Genomic DNA, 17593 nt, shown 5'->3' with positions numbered 1-17593 from the left:
ATTTGCCGTCGTGGCAGGAGGGGGACTTTAACTAGCTGGCGAGGATCGCGTCTGAAAAGTCATTTTCAAGTGGCAGGAACACGGGCGGTACGCGATGTTTGTCCATGATCTTAAACTGGCCTTCACCATTTACCTGCATGTGAAAACGGAGTTTCTTTTCGCCATGTGTAGCATATACCTGGTATAATTCGCGGATGCGTATGTTCATCGGTAAAAACTCGAATTGCACTTCACTGTCGCCGATCATAAACGGCTTGCTGAACTTCTTAATGGTGATTGTCATTGCTTGATCTGTGTCCCGTCTTTAAAATATCGCCCGCAAAAGTGGTAAAAAAAGCTGGCATTCGTACTTTTAAATAAAAAACAGATGGCGGCAAATAACCTGGAAGTATGGCAGCGCGGACCGGTAGCGGGCATCCCTGCTTTATTGCAACCTGTAGCACACGCATTGCTGCAGGCACGCGAGGAAATAGAAAGACTGATGGAGGGATTTCATGACGCCTGGCTGTGGGAGCGCCCCGCAGGCGTAGCGTCGCCCGCTTTTCACCTGCAACATCTCATCGGCGTGCTCGACCGGCTGTTTACCTACGCCCGCGCGGAAGCATTAAGCGCAGAGCAGCTGGAGTACCTGGAGCAGGAGGCGATCGTGCATAAAGATCTTACGACGACCACGCTGCTCGAGCGTTTCACCTGGCAGGTGGAGCAAAGCATCAGACAGCTGGAAAATACGCCGGAAGATAGTCTTACCGAAGTAAGGGGCGTAGGCCGTAAGCAGATCCCATCCACCGTAATAGGATTACTTTTCCACGCAGCAGAGCATACCATGCGGCATACGGGACAGCTCATCGTTACGGTAAGCGTGCTGAAAAGCAAAGAATAGCCTACCTTTGCGGTTCAAATTTTTGGTATCTGTAATATGACTTTTGAAGATTTAAACCTTAACAGGCCGCTGCTCAATGCCTTGTCCGACCTGGGCCTCACTACACCTACCACCATCCAGCAGAAAGTGTTTTCGGTGGTAATGTCCGGCCAGGACGTGTGCGGCATCGCGCAAACGGGTACGGGTAAAACACTGGCTTACCTGCTGCCGGCCCTGCGACAGCTGGAGTTTTCAAAAGAAAAATCTCCGCGGATACTGATTATTGTACCTACCCGCGAACTCGTAGCGCAGGTTGTGGAAGAGGTGAAGAAGCTTACCGCCTATATGAGCGTAGAGGTGCTCGGCATTTACGGCGGCACCAATATGAATCCGCAGATGGCCGCGGCTAAAGAAAAGCAGGACATTATCGTAGCTACGCCCGGCCGTTTGGTGGACGTGGCACTCAGCGGTGCCCTGAAACTGAAGTCTATTAAGAAACTGGTGATCGATGAGGTGGACGAAATGCTGAACCTCGGTTTCCGCACGCAGCTCAAACATATATTCGACCTGCTGCCTGCAAAACGGCAGAACCTCATGTTCTCCGCTACCATCACCGAAGAGGTGGAAGCATTGATCCAGTCGTACTTTAACCACCCCGTAACGGTGGAAGCTGCACCTGCAGGCACGCCACTGAAAAGCATTCGTCAGTCCGGGTACGAAGTGCCTAACTTCAACACGAAAGTAAACCTGCTGGAACTGCTCATCACCAGCGATCCGGAAATGACGAAGGTGCTGGTGTTCGTGGCTACAAAGTCACTGGCAGACCAGTTGTACGAACAGGTGGAAACGCGGTTTCCCGGACAGGTAGGTGTGATCCATTCCAACAAAGAACAAAACCATCGTTTTAACACGGTGAAGCAGTTCAAGAACGGCACTTACCGTTTCATCATTGCTACGGATATCATCGCCCGCGGTTTGGATATTGCGGAAGTAACGCACGTAATCAACTTTGACGCGCCCGAGCAGCCGGAAAGTTATATTCACCGCATCGGTCGTACCGGTCGTGCCGACAAGGAAGGTATCGCCATCCTGCTTACCACACCGCGCGAGCAGGAGCAAAAGGAGCAGATCGAAGCGCTTATGAACTACCAGGTACCGATGTTGCCTTTGCCTGAGCAGCTCGTGGTTTCAGACGTACTTACGCCAGACGAGATGCCACAGGTAATTGTGAAGGAAATCAAGCTGAAACCTGTGAACCGCGAAGGTGCCGGTGCGGCTTTCCATGAGAAGAAGGCCAAGAACCTGAAAACGAATAAGACGATGACCCACGCAGAAAAAATGCAGCTAAAATATGGCAAGCCGAAAACCCGGGGAGCCAAAAAGAAAAAACGTTAGAGAAGCGCCGGCAACGGCGCTTTCTTTTTTTGCAGGATTTTACTATATTTAGTTACCATTTAGCCGCTATTGAAAAACTTATGTCATCCTGTATTAACTGTTATGAAAACTACACAACTGCCTTCCCCACAATTGGCACGGATCAGGAGAACGACTGCGATTTACAATATGGTGCCGAACCTCAGCTGGACGATCATCCACCTGGCCCCCGTTTCTTATTTTTGTTTTAGCGGGATGCGCCCCCTGTGGGTATATATCCTGTTAGGCGTCGCTTTACTGGTTGCTTTACTGCCGTCCTGGTTTTATAAGAAGATACAATTGGGCGGCGGTGTAGGCGTGTACAAACGAATTGGCATCATCTGGATCAGGCGTTTCAGCCAGGATGGAGATGTGATCAATCGCTTACTGCGCAAACGTTACCCCGGTTACAAAGTAATCAGCGAACCCTCGGGTGTAAGGCGCTACATTCTCCGCGCAAACATGAATGAGCGTTTTCACTGCGGGCTGTTCATCTTTATGCTGGGCGCAATGATCTATGCGCTCGCTGCAGGCCAATACGGCTGGGCGCTGGTGATGGCGTTAAACAACGTGTTGTACAATCTGTACCCGATGTTTTTGCAGCAATACAATCGTATTCGCCTGCACGAAATCAGCCATCGTCGCGAGGGGTTCGATATGTTTGTGAGAAAGGGGAGAATGGGCCTGTATTAATGCCACAATTTGCCATCCGGGTTAATATGCCGGTGATACTTTTGCGCTGCCCCAAAGCTTGAAAAATCCTGCTTTTCGCCCAGTTCAATTTCCTGGAAGGCATACCACATCTGCCGCGCCGAAATAATGGGCGACATCCTGCCCACACCGGTGCACAGGCCAGGTATGGCTACGCAATGAATATCATCGTGCTGCCGCGCATGCAGTAGTACCGCTTTCATCGCCAGGTAGGCGTTTACGGATGTGTCAATATTAAAGTTGGTCGGCACGCGCATTGTAGGGGCGGAGATGATGAAAGGAATAGCATTGTCGCCGGTTGCTACAACCATGGCGGTGCCTACGAGCAGCTCACCTTCCGGCAATGCTTTGATGCGCCGTTGCAGTTCCTTTTCCAGGTCCCACCCGAGCCGTTCGGAAATAAGGTAATCCAGGCCGCCGTCCATAAAGCCGAATGAGTTGGCCGGACTAACGATCGCGTCACAATTTAAACGGGTAATATCGCCGTGAACGATGTCAACGTTTGGCTGGTCCTTGAAGTAACTATTCCAGGCACCGATCATTTCGGGTTTAGTATCGATCAGAATGTATTGCATGTGCTCGACTCGGTTGATATGGTAAGTTAAAACAAAAATGCGACAGCTAAAACAGCTGTTTCAGTTCGTATAAAGACAAAGATTCGTCGTTCTGTGGTGCAATCGTTTTAAGGAAACGGAAGCCCGTTCGTTCAAGCAATGAGATGCAGCGATCGTTGTGCGGAAGTGTGATGGCCAACAGGCTTTGCAGGCCGAGCGAAGTGCGGGCGTAGTCGAGACAGGCAGTAACTGCTTCCCTTGCATAACCCTTCCCTTCATATTCTGGCAAAAATGCAAAACCAAGATCGGGTACATCCAGGTACGCGCGTTTAAAAAAGCCACACATACCGGCCGGACGAAGTGTCGCTTTACTCACTACCACCCAGGCCCCAAATCCATTTTCCTCATAACTGCGCAGTGGTCCGGTGCGGATGTATCGCCGTGCATCCGTAACCGTATGAATATTACGATCGCCAATGAATTTCAGCCACGACGGCATGTTCAGTAATTTGAGAATAAACTGGTCGTCGGCAAGCGTAATTTCGCGTATGATCAGGTGTGGCGTTACTAGCGGTTTCTCCATGCTCGCAGTTTCATTATATAAGTTAGCCAATGTTGATGGGATTCACGCATTCTTTAATAAATGTTCAAAATACGTTTCTAAAAACACCTCTTTTTTAGAGAATTATTATCATATGCCGGTTATTTCTAAAAAATATTTGATCACATGTTATTACAATCGATTGTTTTTACCTAGATTTGTTACAGCGTATAAAACCAAAATCCACGTATCGACTTTAAATCCACGAACAATGTCATTTTGTAAACAACCACAATCATCTTTTACGTAGCTGCATGCAAACGTTTGCACCATTTAAAACACGGTAACACGTGTATCACTATTTAGACGCATAGCCCTGATTTTTGACGCGATGAACTGCATCCGGTGGGGTATTGTCTATTCGTTGCTTTGATGTATTGCTGACTTGGCCGTTCCTGACGGTCGTGACAAGCTATTGCCTTTCACTCAAAATTTTACGTTATGTCAAAACATTTACCGCGATCATTCGCTATTCGCCGGCTGCCCTTATGCCGGCTGTTGATCCCGTCGGTGGCGCTGTTCGCCCTGTCGCCCAATGTGAGGGCGGCGATGACCACGACGATCGTTTTCCAGGACCAGCAACCCACTGCTGCTAAAGATGGCGTAGCCACCGGTAAGGTGGTAGACGAAGCCAATCAACCGCTGCCTGGCGTAACGGTGTCTGTAAAAGGTGCCCGCTTAGGTACGGTAACCGATGCCCAGGGCAACTTTAGTCTCCGCAGCACTTCCAGCCTCGCCGGTCAAACGCTGGAGTTTTCTTTCATGGGTTATCTTGCCCAACAAGTAGCTTACACCGGTGAAGCACTGCGCGTAACGCTGAAGTCTGACCAAAAAGCGTTAGGTGAGGTAATCGTAGTGGGCTACGGCACGCAAAAGAAAGTAAACATGGTAGGCGCTGTTTCTGCCATTACGGTGGACCAGAAAATTACAAGCCGCTCGTTACCCAATGCATCCTCGGCCCTGTCCGGACTCGTTCCCGGATTGGCTGTTACGCAGTCTACAGGCATGGCCGGCCGTAACAACGCCGCCCTGATGATACGTGGCCTGGGTACGGTAAACAATGCCAACCCGCTTGTAGTAGTAGATGGTATGCCGGATGTAAACATTAACCGCGTTAACATCAATGATATCGAAAGTATCTCCGTACTGAAAGACGCGACCTCCGCATCGATCTACGGTTCGCGTGCGGCCAATGGCGTTATATTGATCACGACCAAATCGGGTAAGGGCCAACGACGCACACAACTCAATTTCAACGGCAACTACGCCATAGAACAGCCGGTGAAGTCGTACAACTTTATGAATGACTATGCCCGCGCGTTAACGGTGCATCAACGGGCGGCGCTGAACAATACGCTGCGCTCGCAGCTATTATTTAAAGACGGCACCATCGATCAGTGGATGGCACTCGCCATGATCGATCCGTTGAAATATCCCAGCACAGATTGGTGGGACATTATTATGCGCAACGGTACGATGCAGAACTATAACGTGTCGGCAACGGGCGGTACGGAAGCTTCCAACTTCTTCTTCTCCGTGGGTACGCTCGATCAGAAAGGATTGCAGATCAATAACGATTACAAACAGTACAACGCACGTTTCAACTTCGATTATAAGCTGAAGAAGAACATGAATACCGGCGTACGTTTCTTCGGTAACTGGTCGCAGTTTAAATATGCATTGGAAGATGGGTATACAGATGACGACGCCGCTAACACCGCAGGTTTCGATATGCAATACGCCATTGCCGGCATCACTCCGTACGATCCGGTGTCTGGTTACTTCGGGGGCGTAATGGCTTATAATGAAGATCCGCAGGCGTATAACCCGTACACGGTGTACACCAATGCCCTTAACCGCCAGAACCGCCAGGAGGCCAACACGATGGCTTACATCGACTGGACGCCCATCAAAGGGTTGACAGCGCGCCTGGACTATACCTTAAACTATTACAACCAGTTCCGTTATAAAGCGGATATGCCTAACCGTGCTTACAATTTTCAGCAGGGTATTTTCGGCAGCCGTATTTATGTAGGCGACAACGCGCCTATACAAAACTTTACGAATACGGGCTACAAAACCATGATGAATGCGCGACTAAACTACAATACACAGATCGGCAAAAATCATGAGCTGGGTGCGTTGTTCGTATACAGCGAAGAGTACTGGTTCGATCGTTGGCAGAACGGCTCGCGTAACGACCGTCTGTACCCGACCTTACACGAGCTGGACGCGGCACTGCCAGACATCCAGTCTGCCAGTGGTAATACGAATACAGAAGGCATGCGTTCCTATATCGGTCGTGTGAACTATACTGCATTCCAACGCTATCTGCTGGAAGCGAACTTTCGTGTGGATGGTTCTTCCCGCTTCCTGCCGGGGAGCCAGTACGGCCTGTTTTCTTCTGTAGCCGCAGGCTGGCGCTTTTCCGAAGAAGCATTTATGGCCAGCACACGTTCGTGGTTGAGCAATGGTAAAGTACGTGTTTCCTACGGTGGCCTTGGTAACAACAGTGGGGTGGGCAGATACGAGCAACTGAACACGCTGGCCTCCAGTTCTTACATGATCAATGCTACCAGCGTAAAAGGTTTGGTGAACTCTAAGATGGTAAACACTTCCCTTACCTGGGAAAATACAGACGTGCTGAACATCGGCCTGGACCTCGGTTTCTTCAATGGCCGACTCACTACGGAAATGGATTACTACGACCGTCTCACCACCGGTATGAACCGTCCGTCTGACTTCTCCATTCATTTGTCCGGCGCATACAATCCGCCGCCGCGCCGCAACATCGGTAACCTGCGCAACCGCGGTGTGGAAATGAATCTTACCTGGGCCGATAAAATGGGCGATTTCAACTACCTGTTCAACTTTAACGGTTCGCATAACTGGACTCGCCTCGAATCCTGGAACGAGTTCCTGGGCCGCGGTTATACTTTCCTGGGCATGCCTTACCACTTCGTGTATGTGTATGAAGATATGGGCATTGCGCAAACCTGGCAGGACGTGTACAACGCCACACCACAAGGCGCGCAGCCGGGCGACATCCTGCGTAAGGATTTGAACGGTGATGGAAAGATCGATGGTAATGACCAGAAAGCGTATCCGAAGTTGCAGCGCGATCGTCCGACGACGTTCCTTTCCTTGCGCAGTTCATTATCCTGGAAAGGCATTGATCTGTCGTTCCTGTTGACCGGCGCCTTGGGTAGAAAAGACTATGTGACCAATAACTACAACAACACGAATATGGGCACGCAGCGTTACGCATCCACCTGGGACCACTACTACAACACCTGGAACCTGGATAACCGCGCCGCCGAATGGCCACGCCTTGGCGGATCTGGTGGTAACCGTTCTGAAACCCAGTACTGGCTGGATAACATGAACTACATGCGTTTGAAAAATATCCAATTGGGTTATAACCTGCCGCAGCAATGGATGGAGAAACTGAAGATCAACAACTTCAGGGTGTTTGGTTCCACCGAGAACTTGGCTACCATCACGAAGTATCGCGGTCTGGACCCGGAAATTCAGGCAAACAGGAGCAATGCCTATCCTCTTACCAAGTCGTATTCCGTTGGCGTTAACGTAGGCTTCTAAAAATTTCGATCATGAAAAGACTGAACAGCATTATATCAGGCGTGGCCGTGATTACCGCACTGGCCACATTTACGGCGGGATGCCGCAAAGACCTGCTGAACCAGAAGCCTACGGGAGAGCTGGATGCAGGTGCTTTCTGGAAAACAGAGAACGATGCGGTGATTGCGTTGCAAGGCGCGTACGCAGATATTCGACCGGTGTTTGACCGTGATTATTATTTCGATGGGATGGGCGATTTTGTTCGGGTGCGCGGCACGAGTGCATTGAGCGGCAACCTGCAAAAGGGCGATGCCTATCATAACGGCAACTATGCACCGGGCGGGGGTAACCCACAATCCGGCGGCTCGTTCGACAAAATGTACCGTTACCTCTATGGCGGCGTGAACCGCGCTAACTACGTAATCGATAACGTGAACAGGATGCTCACCACCGCGGCACCAACATCCGTAGCAGGACTAGAGCGTATAGTAGGAGAGGCCCGGCTGTTACGCGGCATGCTCTACTTCCGCCTCATCACGCTCTGGGGTGATGTGCCTTACATTGGTAAAACCGTGTTTGCCGATTCGGAAGTGAGTAAGTTAGCACGCACCCCCATCGCTCAGGTAAAAGATTCCATCATGGCCGACTTTACCTATGCGTTTGAGAAACTGCCCATTAAAGCGACAGAATTTGGTCGTGCCAGCAAACCCGCAGCATTAGCTTTCAGGGGTAAACTGCAATTGTACTGGGCATGCTGGAATGGCTTCGGTTGGCCCGAGCTGGCAGGGTTTACACCTAGTCCCGCAGCGGCAGAAGAAGCTTACAAAGCAGCGGCGGAAGATTTCAGGAAGGTGATCAACGATTACGGTTTAACGCTCTGGCGTAACGGCGATCCTGGTTTGTGCGATCCGCCGGGTAAGGCTGATAATCTGCCCAATTATTACTACCTGTTCACACCGCAGGCCAACCAGGGCAATACAGAAATGATCATGGTATTTACGCATGGTGGTACGGGTACAAACCAGGGTGAGGAACTGATGCGTGATGTAGCCGGTCGTTCCCACGAAAGCTCGCAGTGCTGGGTGTCGCCGCGTTATGAAATTGCCGATCGATACCAGTTGATTGCTACTGGTGACTACGCGCCTAAACTGGTACCAACCGATCCGAGTGTAGCGGGTGCGCGCACCGCCGTTAACTCCGCCATCAACCCACAAAGCTATGCCGGCCGCGATTATCGCATGAAGGCGTCTATCATGTGGGATTATGAAATGAGCGTGGGCATGGCCGCATTGAAGTCTACCGGCTGGGTGCCTTTCCTTTACAAAACCTGGACGCAGCCCATTACTATTGGTGGTGTGACCTACAATCCTTATAACACCGATGGTACCAACTCCGGCTACGTATTTCGCAAGTACCTGCGCAACTATGCTGGTCAGGGCCGCAGCGATGGCGATTATGCCTTCCCGGTAATGCGACTGGCAGATGTGTTCCTGATGTATGCAGAAGCTACCAACGCCGTTTCCGGGCCGCAGGCGGACGCGATCGATTTGCTGAACAGGATTCGTCGTCGCGGTAATTTGCCCGCACTGGCACCTGCTAAAACCGCAAATAAAGAAGCGTTCCTTGAAGCGATTGAACAGGAAAGGATCATTGAATTGCTGGCAGAAGGGCATCGCTACTTCGACATCCGCCGCTGGCGTAAACTGGAGCAGATATGGGGCGCTCCCGGTTCTGCAGGCGTGTGGATGAGAGATACACATGGCGGCCAGGTACAACAGTTTTACCAGAACCAGCCCGAAAGGAATTACCAGCAGTTTTACATCTGGCGCATCCCGACCGGTGAGCGTGACCGTAATCCAAACCTGACTCAGAACACGCCCTGGCTGTAACTTCTAAAACCCATCAACATGAAAAAGTTTTTTGTATTCTCCATATTGATAGTAACAGCCGCACTCGTGTTAAACGGCTGTAAAAAGGAATTCCCGGTGGATGAAGACGGGTTGCTGATCACCAGTCGTACCGAGTGTTTCATCACCGATCTCGACCTGCTTGGCGCGGATCAGCAAACCGTTCGTACGGGGCCCACTTTGGTAGATACCTCGGCGCTGACGATCAACGTAACGGTGTTTTTTGGTACTGATCTGAAAAACATTTACCCGGTATTTAGCCTGGCGCAGGATTGCAAGCTGGATCCGAAAGTCGTAAAGACCGACTTCTCCGACCTGGCAGCTCCGCGTAAGTACACCGTTATTTCCGGTAACAGGAAGATCAAACGGACGTACACTGTTTACGTAACCGTAAAGCAATAGTGATCACCTTAAAATGAACTAACATGTTAATCAGGAATATATTATTACTGCTTTTGCTGCCCGTAGCCTTTGCCGCCTGCTCAGAAGATGAGGGCTACGAAACGCCTGTGCCGGAAAACCGCCTGCAGAACGACGTGATCAAACGATCGATGGGACCGAACATCGTAGGCAACAACATCGAATTTGCCTATGCCATGGCCCTGCCGCCCGCCAAAGGTAAACTGAGCAACGCACAGGTAGAAGCGACCATCGCCGGTGCTGGTCCCACTTATCTCGAACACCGGTCGTTTTACACGAATGGAGCCGGACAAGATGTAGGTGTAGTGATTGGCGCGCCATCCGTAAGCACAGGCGCCGTAACGAAGGTTGACTTTACAGTCGATACATCGGCCGCCACGCTGCGTTACTTCTACAACGTTCCCGACGCCGCACGTGGCAAAGCGGTGAGCTTTACCTTCAGCGCTCAAAGCAGCGATGGCGAAAAGGTAACTTATAAAATGGGGCCTTACAACGTGTCTAAAATGGATATGAAGCTGGACATGGTGGTGAAAGACGCCGGCAACTGTTTTATTTCTATTGCAGATATGGCGGTGTACAATGCCGCAGATGCCGGCACTAAGGGCGCTGCCATCGACCTGGTATATATTTACCGCGCGCTGACGAATGCTACTTATAACCACGCGTTCGTATCACCTGTAGCCGAAGCACAATACCTGCAGGGTGCTACTATACCCGTAGGACTCACAAACAGTTGTAAGCTTGTAAAAGCCTGGGGACTGCGGGATGTGCAGTTGTCGAGAGCAGCTTATAATGTGTTTATCGACGATATCGATTTCGAGAAGACCGATTTTACCAATGCACCGAATTACGCGATCAACATGAAAGCGGAAGCAGGCATTTGGGTAGAAACGGCCGATAAAAAATACAGGGCATATATCTACATTAATAAGATAGATAATGCAGGCAAGGGCGCAACGATCAGTATCAAGCGCTATCCCCTGTAACAATGAGTGAAAGGATGCATGTACAGGGGCTGTTTTATAATAGCCCCTGTTGATTTATATTTAAACCATGTACATGAGAACACTATTGATAATGTTATGCCTGACCGCCTGTGCCACCGTCCACGCACAGGAAACGTTTCTGCTCAAAAAAGAAATGCTGCAGGAAACCCGCCGTAAGATAACGCGTAAAGACCCGGCAACGCTGAAGGCGCTAGCCTGGCTGGTGAAGGAATGTGATACCTTGCTCACGCGCGGTCCGTATTCCGTAACGTATAAAAGCAAAGTGCCTCCCAGTGGCGATAAGCACGATTACATGAGTGTAGGTCCCTACTGGTGGCCGGATTCGTCCAAGGCTGACGGTTTGCCCTACATTCGTAAAGACGGCCAGATTAACCCCGAACGTTACACGATCAGGGATGCGGACTTTCAATCATCGCTTAACCGGGAAGTATACACGCTGGCGATTGGCTGGTATTTTACAGGGAAAGAAGCTTATGCAAGGCATGCCGCGAAATTGCTGCGCACCTGGTACATCGACACGGCTACGCGCATGAACCCGAACCTCAATTACGGACAGGCGATACCCGGTATTACAGATGGCCGTGGCATTGGGCTGATCGATACGCGTAACGCCGATAAACTCATCGATGGGATGCAGCTGCTGAAAAACTCCGGCGCGCTTCCTAAAGCCGATTACAAAGCCATTCAACAATGGTTTAACCAATATTTAACCTGGATGCGTACCAGCCCGGTGGGATTGGATGAGGCGGATGAAAAGAATAACCATGGCACCTGGTACGATGTACAGGCGGTGGCCATCGCCTTGTTCACGGAACAGAAAGATTCGGCGCGACTGTGGTTGGAGCAGCAAACGAAGGCGCGCATTGAAAGCCAGTTGAAGCAAGATGGCAGTCAACCGCACGAGCTGGCCCGCACGCTCTCCTGGAACTATTCACAAATGAACCTGAAAGCATTTTTTGAACTGGCTTTGCTGGCCGAAAATGTAAACGTAGATTTATGGCAATATAAAACCGCCTCCGGCAAAACGATAGAGAAAGCATTCAGTTGGCTGCTGCCATTTGCAGAAGGCAAACAAACCTGGCAGCATCAGCAGATTAAACATATGGACACAGACGGCTACCTGGAATTAGCAGTCATGGCTAAACGAAAGTACCCACAGCTGGACCTGGCGCCACTTTATCAGAAACATAACAATTACTATAACCCGATGCTGCAGCTGGTTGGCTGGACTTACTAGCATTACGCGAACGGGATACACTGATCTGGTTAAAAAAAGAAGACACATGCGTTATTTGATGATGGTCGTGCTGTTATTTACAGGCACAGCGTTGGCCCGGGCACAGCAGTCGAAACAAAACCTGCTGAGCGGCAAATATTCAAAGGAAGAATTAGGGAAGATACTGATACCACAAGCGAAGTGGACGCCCTTTCCCAAGCGGCAGGATAAGTCCGGATGGGCCAAAGCTGATGCAGCAACCAAAGCGGCGGTAATCAAAAAAGCGGAAAGTTTTATCGGCTTTACCTGGCCCACTATTCCCGCCACTAAATCATTGCTGATCGTACGCAACGGCAATCGCAGCGACTACCAGGACATTGCCAACATTAAACGCGAAGCGCTGGGTTACCTGTTGCTGGCGGAGGTGTTTGAAGACAAGGGCCGGTTTACGGACGATATCATTAACGGTGTATGGGCGATTTGCGAAGAGTCTTTCTGGGGCGCGTCGGCGCATCTGCCCAGGAATAAACCCCATTCGGGATTACCGGATGTGTCGAAGCCTTTCGTGGAACTCTTTTCTGCCGAAACAGCCACGCTGCTCGCCTGGGTCGATTATTTCGTGGGTGATAAGCTGGACGAAGTATCGTTGCAGGTACGCAAACGCATCTACCATGAAACGAATTACCGCATCTTTGAACCATTAATGAACCAGCATCACGGATGGATGGCCGCCAACTCACAAGGCCGCCCGCCCAATAACTGGAACCCCTGGATCTGCTCCAACTGGTTAAACGCTGTGCTGTTGCTCGAAAAAGACGACACTAAACGCACGGCTGCCGTACACAAACTGCTGCAAACCCTCGACGCCTTCCTGAACCCTTACCCGGCCGATGGTGGCTGCGATGAAGGTCCGAGCTACTGGGGCGCAGCGGCGGCTTCGCTGTACGATAACCTGGCCATGCTGAACCTGGCGAGCAATGATGCATTCAACTATGTATTTGAAGATGAGAAAGTACGTAACATGGGGCGCTATATTTACCGCGCGCAGATCAGTCGTAAATACTTTTTAAACTTTGCAGATGCAGATCCGCAACCGAATATGGACGGTGCGATGATCTATCGTTACGGCAAAGCGATCAAAGATGCGGATATGATGCGTTTCGGTGCTTATTACATCGATGGGAAAGCACCTGCTAAACTTACGCGCTACCACTACTTCCGCAACCTGTTCGAAATATTTATGCAGGACGAGTTTGCCAAGGCGGAAAAAGGCCTGCCATTGCCGGCCGACAGTTGGCTGCCTGATCTGCAGGTTTTCGTATCCCGCGACTTGAATGGTTCTACCGACGGTTACTTCGTCGCGGCGAAAGGCGGGCATAACGACGAAAGTCACAACCACAACGATATTGGCAATTACGTGGTATACTACGATGGCCAGCCCCTGCTGATCGATGTGGGCCGTGGTACGTACACGGCGAAAACGTTCAGCGATAAACGGTACGACATCTGGTACAACCGTTCCGACTATCACAACCTGCCTACGGTAAATGGTCAGACGCAGTTGCCGGGCATGAAATATAAGGCAGGCAAGGTGGATTATATGCGGGGCAAATGGTATACTAAGTTCTCGCTCGACCTGAAAGATGCCTATCCCGAAGCGGCCGGCATTGAAAAATGGCAGCGCAACATTCTTTTCACGAAAGGTAAAAAGGTAGAGATAAGCGAGGATATTGTGCTTAAGCAGGGTGGTAATATTGTCGAACATTTGGTCACCTGTTTCCCGGCAGCGCTCATATCCCCCGGGAAAATAGTGGTGCATTGGAAGTCTGAAAAGGGCGAGGCAAAAGACTTCTACATTCATTACCCCGAAAAACTGTTCGGTGCGAATGTAGAAAAGGTGAAGCTGCAGGCGATGGAAGACGAGGGTATTAAACAGAAGTGGGGCGATAACATCTATCGCATCAACTTTACTACGGTGAAGGACCTGCCGAAAGCGAAGTTCACTTTTGTGATCACCGGTAAATAATACAACATTTAAGCGAAAACCCGCTGCCTGTACCGCACGGCAGCGGGTTTTTTTATTGTACATTCGATGTGTTAAACCGCGTAGTCATGGCAACAGATCTTATTGCAGAAAAAAGAATAGCCGCCGAAGCGGCAGTAGCAATGGTAAAAGACGCGCAGGTCGTAGGCCTGGGTACCGGCTCCACCGCGGAGTTTGCGGTAAAGGCAATCGCGGAAAGGGTGAAGCAGGGCTTGCAGATCAAAGGCATTCCCACATCTGACAATACCGCCCAAATGGCCCGTCAACTGGGCATTCCCCTCATCGATATCAACTCGATCGATACGATCGATATTACGATAGACGGGGCAGATGAGTTTACTGAGCAGCTGCATCTGATCAAAGGTGGTGGCGGTGCCTTGCTGAAGGAAAAGATCGTGGCGTCTAAAACTACGCAGCAGATCATTATTGCAGATTCTTCCAAACACGTAGCCTTCCTGGGTAAGTTTAAACTGCCTGTCGAAGTCATTCCTTTCGCTTCGCGATATGTGATGGCGCAGCTGGCGAAGCTGGGCGGCGATGGCGTTGTCCGGCAGGTAAATGGTCAACCTTTTATTACCGATGAAGGGAATGTGATCATTGATGCTGATTTTAAAAAGATTTCCGACCCCGTCGCTTTGTCTGACGCCCTGAACGGTATCGTTGGTGTGGTAGAGCATGGGTTGTTTACCGGGCTGGCGCAGCAAGTGATCATGGGGCATGAAGGCGGTGTTAAGATATTCCGCTAACGGACAGGCCTTGTATCAAAACCGGACAGATAATGCCGGTTAGTCTTTGTAAATGCTTGATTTGCAATGATCTTTTCTGTGGCATTGGCTTTGGTTACGAAAGCTATCTGTAACTACCAATTGGTCGTATATGCTGCGTAATTACATCAAAACAGGTTGGAGAAACATCTTCAGAAGCCGTTTCTATTCTTCGCTGAACGTGATCGGCCTCGCTGCGGGCCTCGCCTTTACCTTGTTCGTACTGGCTTATGTGTGGAACGAGTTTAGTGTAAACCGCGACATCAAAGACCGCGGACAGCAATACATCATCCGCAGTGAGTGGAAGCAGCCTAACATGGGCTTCGAGCTCGCTACGCTGGGCATGCTGCCTAAAGTGCTGAAAGAACAGTACCCTGCACTCGTGAAAAACTATTACCGCTGGGATGGTATTACGGTGACTGCCTCGAAAGGGGAGAAGGCCTTTCGCGAAAGCCTACAGGTGGGCGATACTTCACTTCTTGATATGTATGGCCTTCAGGTTGTAGATGGCAGCAGGCAACCTTCGTCTGATCCGTTTAGTGTGATCATTACAGATAAGGCAGCGGTGAAGTATTTTGGTAAAGCCGACGTGGCAGGACAAACCATCAGTATCGAAAACTTTGCTGGCGTCAAAAGTGATTTCCAGGTAACTACTGTGATCAGGAAACCGTTTACGAATGTGATTACAGATATTTCCCGGGCCGAAACCAGCGACTTCTTTATACCCATTACCGCCGCCAAACACTTTGGTCGCGATATCGAGAGTTGGAACAACCCATACATTGCCGGTTTTATACAGTTACAACCGGGCGTGCGGCCCGAGCAGCTGGACAAACCCATTAAAGACCTGGTCGCAGCTAATGCCAGTGCCGCAGTGTCAGCCAATCTTACCCCTCAACTTTCCCAACTGGATGATTATTACTTTGAACGCGATAACGGCCTGGTACGCCGCATGCTTTACACCCTTTCGGGCATAGGATTGTTTATTCTGCTGATGGCGATCGTCAACTTTGTAAATATGTCTGTAAGCCGCGCTGCTTCCAGGTTAAAAGAGATCGGTGTCAGGAAGGCTTTGGGTGGAGTGAAGCGTCAACTGGTAGCGCAGTTCCTGGTAGAGTCGACTATTCTTGTTTCGTTCTCGGCAGTGTTGGCGTTAGCGATCTATCCATTAGTGCGGCCACTAGTGAACCGTGCGCTGAACAGGCCGTTGCCCGCGTTGGGCGATTTTCCCGCCTGGTTCGTAGTTTTTCCGCTTTTGCTGATCCTGGTTACGGGCTTTATGGCAGGCTTGTATCCTGCTTTCATACTCTCGTCCTTTAAGTCGGTGGACTCGTTAAAAGGAAAAATGAAGTCCGGCAAAGATCACCGCTGGATGCGGCAGTCATTGGTGGGTTTCCAGTTCTTTACGGCCGCCGTCGTATTGATTGGTGCGGTGATCGTATCGCGGCAGGTGCAGCTGTTTTTCGGCAGTTCGCTGGGGTATGATAAGTCGCACCTGTTATCGGCACAGGTGCCCCGCAACTGGACGCCCGAAGGGGTGGCGCACATGTTATCTGTACGTGATCGTTTGTCCGAAATACCACAGGTAAAAGAAGTGTCGCTGTCGTACGAAGTGCCGGACGGCAACAATGGCAATAATATCAGCATACAGCGTCCCGGTGGCGATGCGGATGAGGTGATCTCTGCCTATATGCTGATTACCGACGAAGCCTTTGCGCGCACGTACGATGTAGCGATGAAGGGCGGTCGCTTTTTTAAAGAGAAGGGCGGGCAGATGGACAGCTCGGGCGTGGTGATCAATGAAACGATGGCCAAAGCATTGGGCTGGCAGCCACAGGAAGCCACGGGCCGACAGATAAAAATCGCGCAAACTACCACCGTACTTAATGTAACAGGAGTGATGAAAGACTTCCATTTCGGTACGATGCAACAGGCCATACAGCCCATCGTGTTTACCCATGTAAGCCAGGTTCCGCTCTATCGCTACTTGTCCGTACGCCTGCAATCCGGTAACCTTACCGCTTCCCTGGCAGCAGTTAAGCACAAATGGGAAGAACTAATGCCTGGCGCGCCATTCGAATACAAGTTTATGGACGAAACACTGGCGCAGGTATACGCGACAGAGATGCAGCTAAAACAGGCGGCTTACATTGCCACTGCGCTTGCTTTGCTGATTGCGCTGCTGGGCATTCTCGGTACTGTATCACTCAACGTGCACAAGCGCACGAAAGAAATTGGGGTGCGAAAAGTACTGGGAGCATCCGTAGCAGGCATTGTATCCCTCTTTGTAAAAGATATGCTGACGGTATTGTTAGTAGCCATGCTGCTGGCCTGTCCGGTCGCTTATTTCCTGATGCTGCATTGGTTGCAGGATTACGTGTACCATATCCCTATAACGGCGATGCCGTTCGCATTGACGATCATGTCGCTGGCGGCGATTACCGTGATACTCATCATCGCACAAACCATACGCACCGCGCAAATGAACCCGGTGAAGAGTTTAAGGACAGAGTAACGT

14 protein-coding genes are annotated in these 17593 nt (G+C 50.5%); 11 read left to right on the top strand and 3 right to left on the bottom strand.

Features of this window, described 5'->3' with window-relative positions; all coding sequences use genetic code 11:
• Positions 1 to 31 precede the first annotated feature (31 nt).
• Positions 32 to 283: a hypothetical protein gene (locus tag MKQ68_RS14310; RefSeq protein ID WP_244839341.1), complete on the bottom strand. Its 252-nt coding sequence runs from the start codon at positions 281 to 283 to the stop codon at positions 32 to 34.
• A gap of 84 nt (positions 284 to 367) precedes the next feature.
• Between MKQ68_RS14310 and MKQ68_RS14305 the strand changes: the two genes are divergently transcribed.
• The 3 genes from MKQ68_RS14305 to MKQ68_RS14295 all read left to right on the top strand — a co-directional run bounded on the left by MKQ68_RS14305 (position 368) and on the right by MKQ68_RS14295 (position 2965).
• A complete protein-coding gene (locus MKQ68_RS14305; RefSeq protein ID WP_264279726.1) occupies positions 368 to 880 on the top strand; it encodes a DinB family protein in 513 nt (170 codons plus the stop codon).
• Between the two features lie 36 nt (positions 881 to 916).
• Positions 917 to 2254, top strand: a complete 1338-nt coding sequence (locus tag MKQ68_RS14300; RefSeq protein ID WP_264279725.1) for a DEAD/DEAH box helicase — start codon at positions 917 to 919, stop codon at positions 2252 to 2254.
• A gap of 102 nt (positions 2255 to 2356) precedes the next feature.
• The gene (locus MKQ68_RS14295) at positions 2357 to 2965 is read left to right on the top strand and encodes a glycosyl-4,4'-diaponeurosporenoate acyltransferase CrtO family protein (protein WP_244839338.1); all 609 of its coding nucleotides are present in this window, start codon (positions 2357 to 2359) and stop codon (positions 2963 to 2965) included.
• Here the strand turns inward: MKQ68_RS14295 and MKQ68_RS14290 are convergent.
• A complete protein-coding gene (locus tag MKQ68_RS14290; protein WP_264279724.1) occupies positions 2962 to 3558 on the bottom strand; it encodes a macro domain-containing protein in 597 nt (198 codons plus the stop codon). The genes MKQ68_RS14295 and MKQ68_RS14290 overlap by 4 nt on opposite strands.
• A gap of 46 nt (positions 3559 to 3604) precedes the next feature.
• Positions 3605 to 4120, bottom strand: coding sequence for a GNAT family N-acetyltransferase (locus MKQ68_RS14285; RefSeq protein ID WP_264279723.1), 516 nt, complete (start codon positions 4118 to 4120; stop codon positions 3605 to 3607).
• A gap of 459 nt (positions 4121 to 4579) precedes the next feature.
• On the opposite strand from MKQ68_RS14285, the gene MKQ68_RS14280 reads away from it, so the two are divergent.
• The 8 genes from MKQ68_RS14280 to MKQ68_RS14245 all read left to right on the top strand — a co-directional run bounded on the left by MKQ68_RS14280 (position 4580) and on the right by MKQ68_RS14245 (position 17590).
• Positions 4580 to 7738 carry a SusC/RagA family TonB-linked outer membrane protein gene (locus MKQ68_RS14280; RefSeq protein WP_264279722.1) on the top strand — a complete coding sequence of 1053 codons (3159 nt, stop codon included), beginning with the start codon at positions 4580 to 4582 and terminating at the stop codon, positions 7736 to 7738.
• A gap of 11 nt (positions 7739 to 7749) precedes the next feature.
• Positions 7750 to 9606, top strand: a complete 1857-nt coding sequence (locus MKQ68_RS14275; protein WP_264279721.1) for a RagB/SusD family nutrient uptake outer membrane protein — start codon at positions 7750 to 7752, stop codon at positions 9604 to 9606.
• A gap of 18 nt (positions 9607 to 9624) precedes the next feature.
• Positions 9625 to 10026, top strand: a complete 402-nt coding sequence (locus MKQ68_RS14270; protein WP_244839328.1) for a DUF5018 domain-containing protein — start codon at positions 9625 to 9627, stop codon at positions 10024 to 10026.
• A gap of 23 nt (positions 10027 to 10049) precedes the next feature.
• Complete coding sequence (locus tag MKQ68_RS14265; protein ID WP_244839327.1) at positions 10050 to 11030, top strand: DUF4466 family protein; 981 nt, start codon at positions 10050 to 10052, stop codon at positions 11028 to 11030.
• A gap of 73 nt (positions 11031 to 11103) precedes the next feature.
• Positions 11104 to 12288 carry an alginate lyase family protein gene (locus MKQ68_RS14260; protein ID WP_264279720.1) on the top strand — a complete coding sequence of 395 codons (1185 nt, stop codon included), beginning with the start codon at positions 11104 to 11106 and terminating at the stop codon, positions 12286 to 12288.
• Positions 12289 to 12334: 46 nt separating this feature from the next.
• On the top strand, positions 12335 to 14293 hold the full coding sequence (locus MKQ68_RS14255; RefSeq protein ID WP_264279719.1) for a heparinase II/III domain-containing protein: 1959 nt from the start codon (positions 12335 to 12337) through the stop codon (positions 14291 to 14293).
• An 86-nt stretch (positions 14294 to 14379) separates the two neighbouring features.
• A complete protein-coding gene (gene rpiA, locus MKQ68_RS14250) occupies positions 14380 to 15057 on the top strand; it encodes a ribose-5-phosphate isomerase RpiA (protein WP_264279718.1) in 678 nt (225 codons plus the stop codon).
• A gap of 130 nt (positions 15058 to 15187) precedes the next feature.
• Positions 15188 to 17590 carry an ABC transporter permease gene (locus MKQ68_RS14245; RefSeq protein WP_264279717.1) on the top strand — a complete coding sequence of 801 codons (2403 nt, stop codon included), beginning with the start codon at positions 15188 to 15190 and terminating at the stop codon, positions 17588 to 17590.
• Positions 17591 to 17593: the final 3 nt, after the last annotated feature.

This window comes from Chitinophaga horti (assembly GCF_022867795.2).
GTDB lineage: Bacteria > Bacteroidota > Bacteroidia > Chitinophagales > Chitinophagaceae > Chitinophaga > Chitinophaga horti.
The sequence above is the reverse complement of the archived record's forward strand: the minus strand, read 5'-3'. Positions and strand labels throughout refer to the sequence as shown.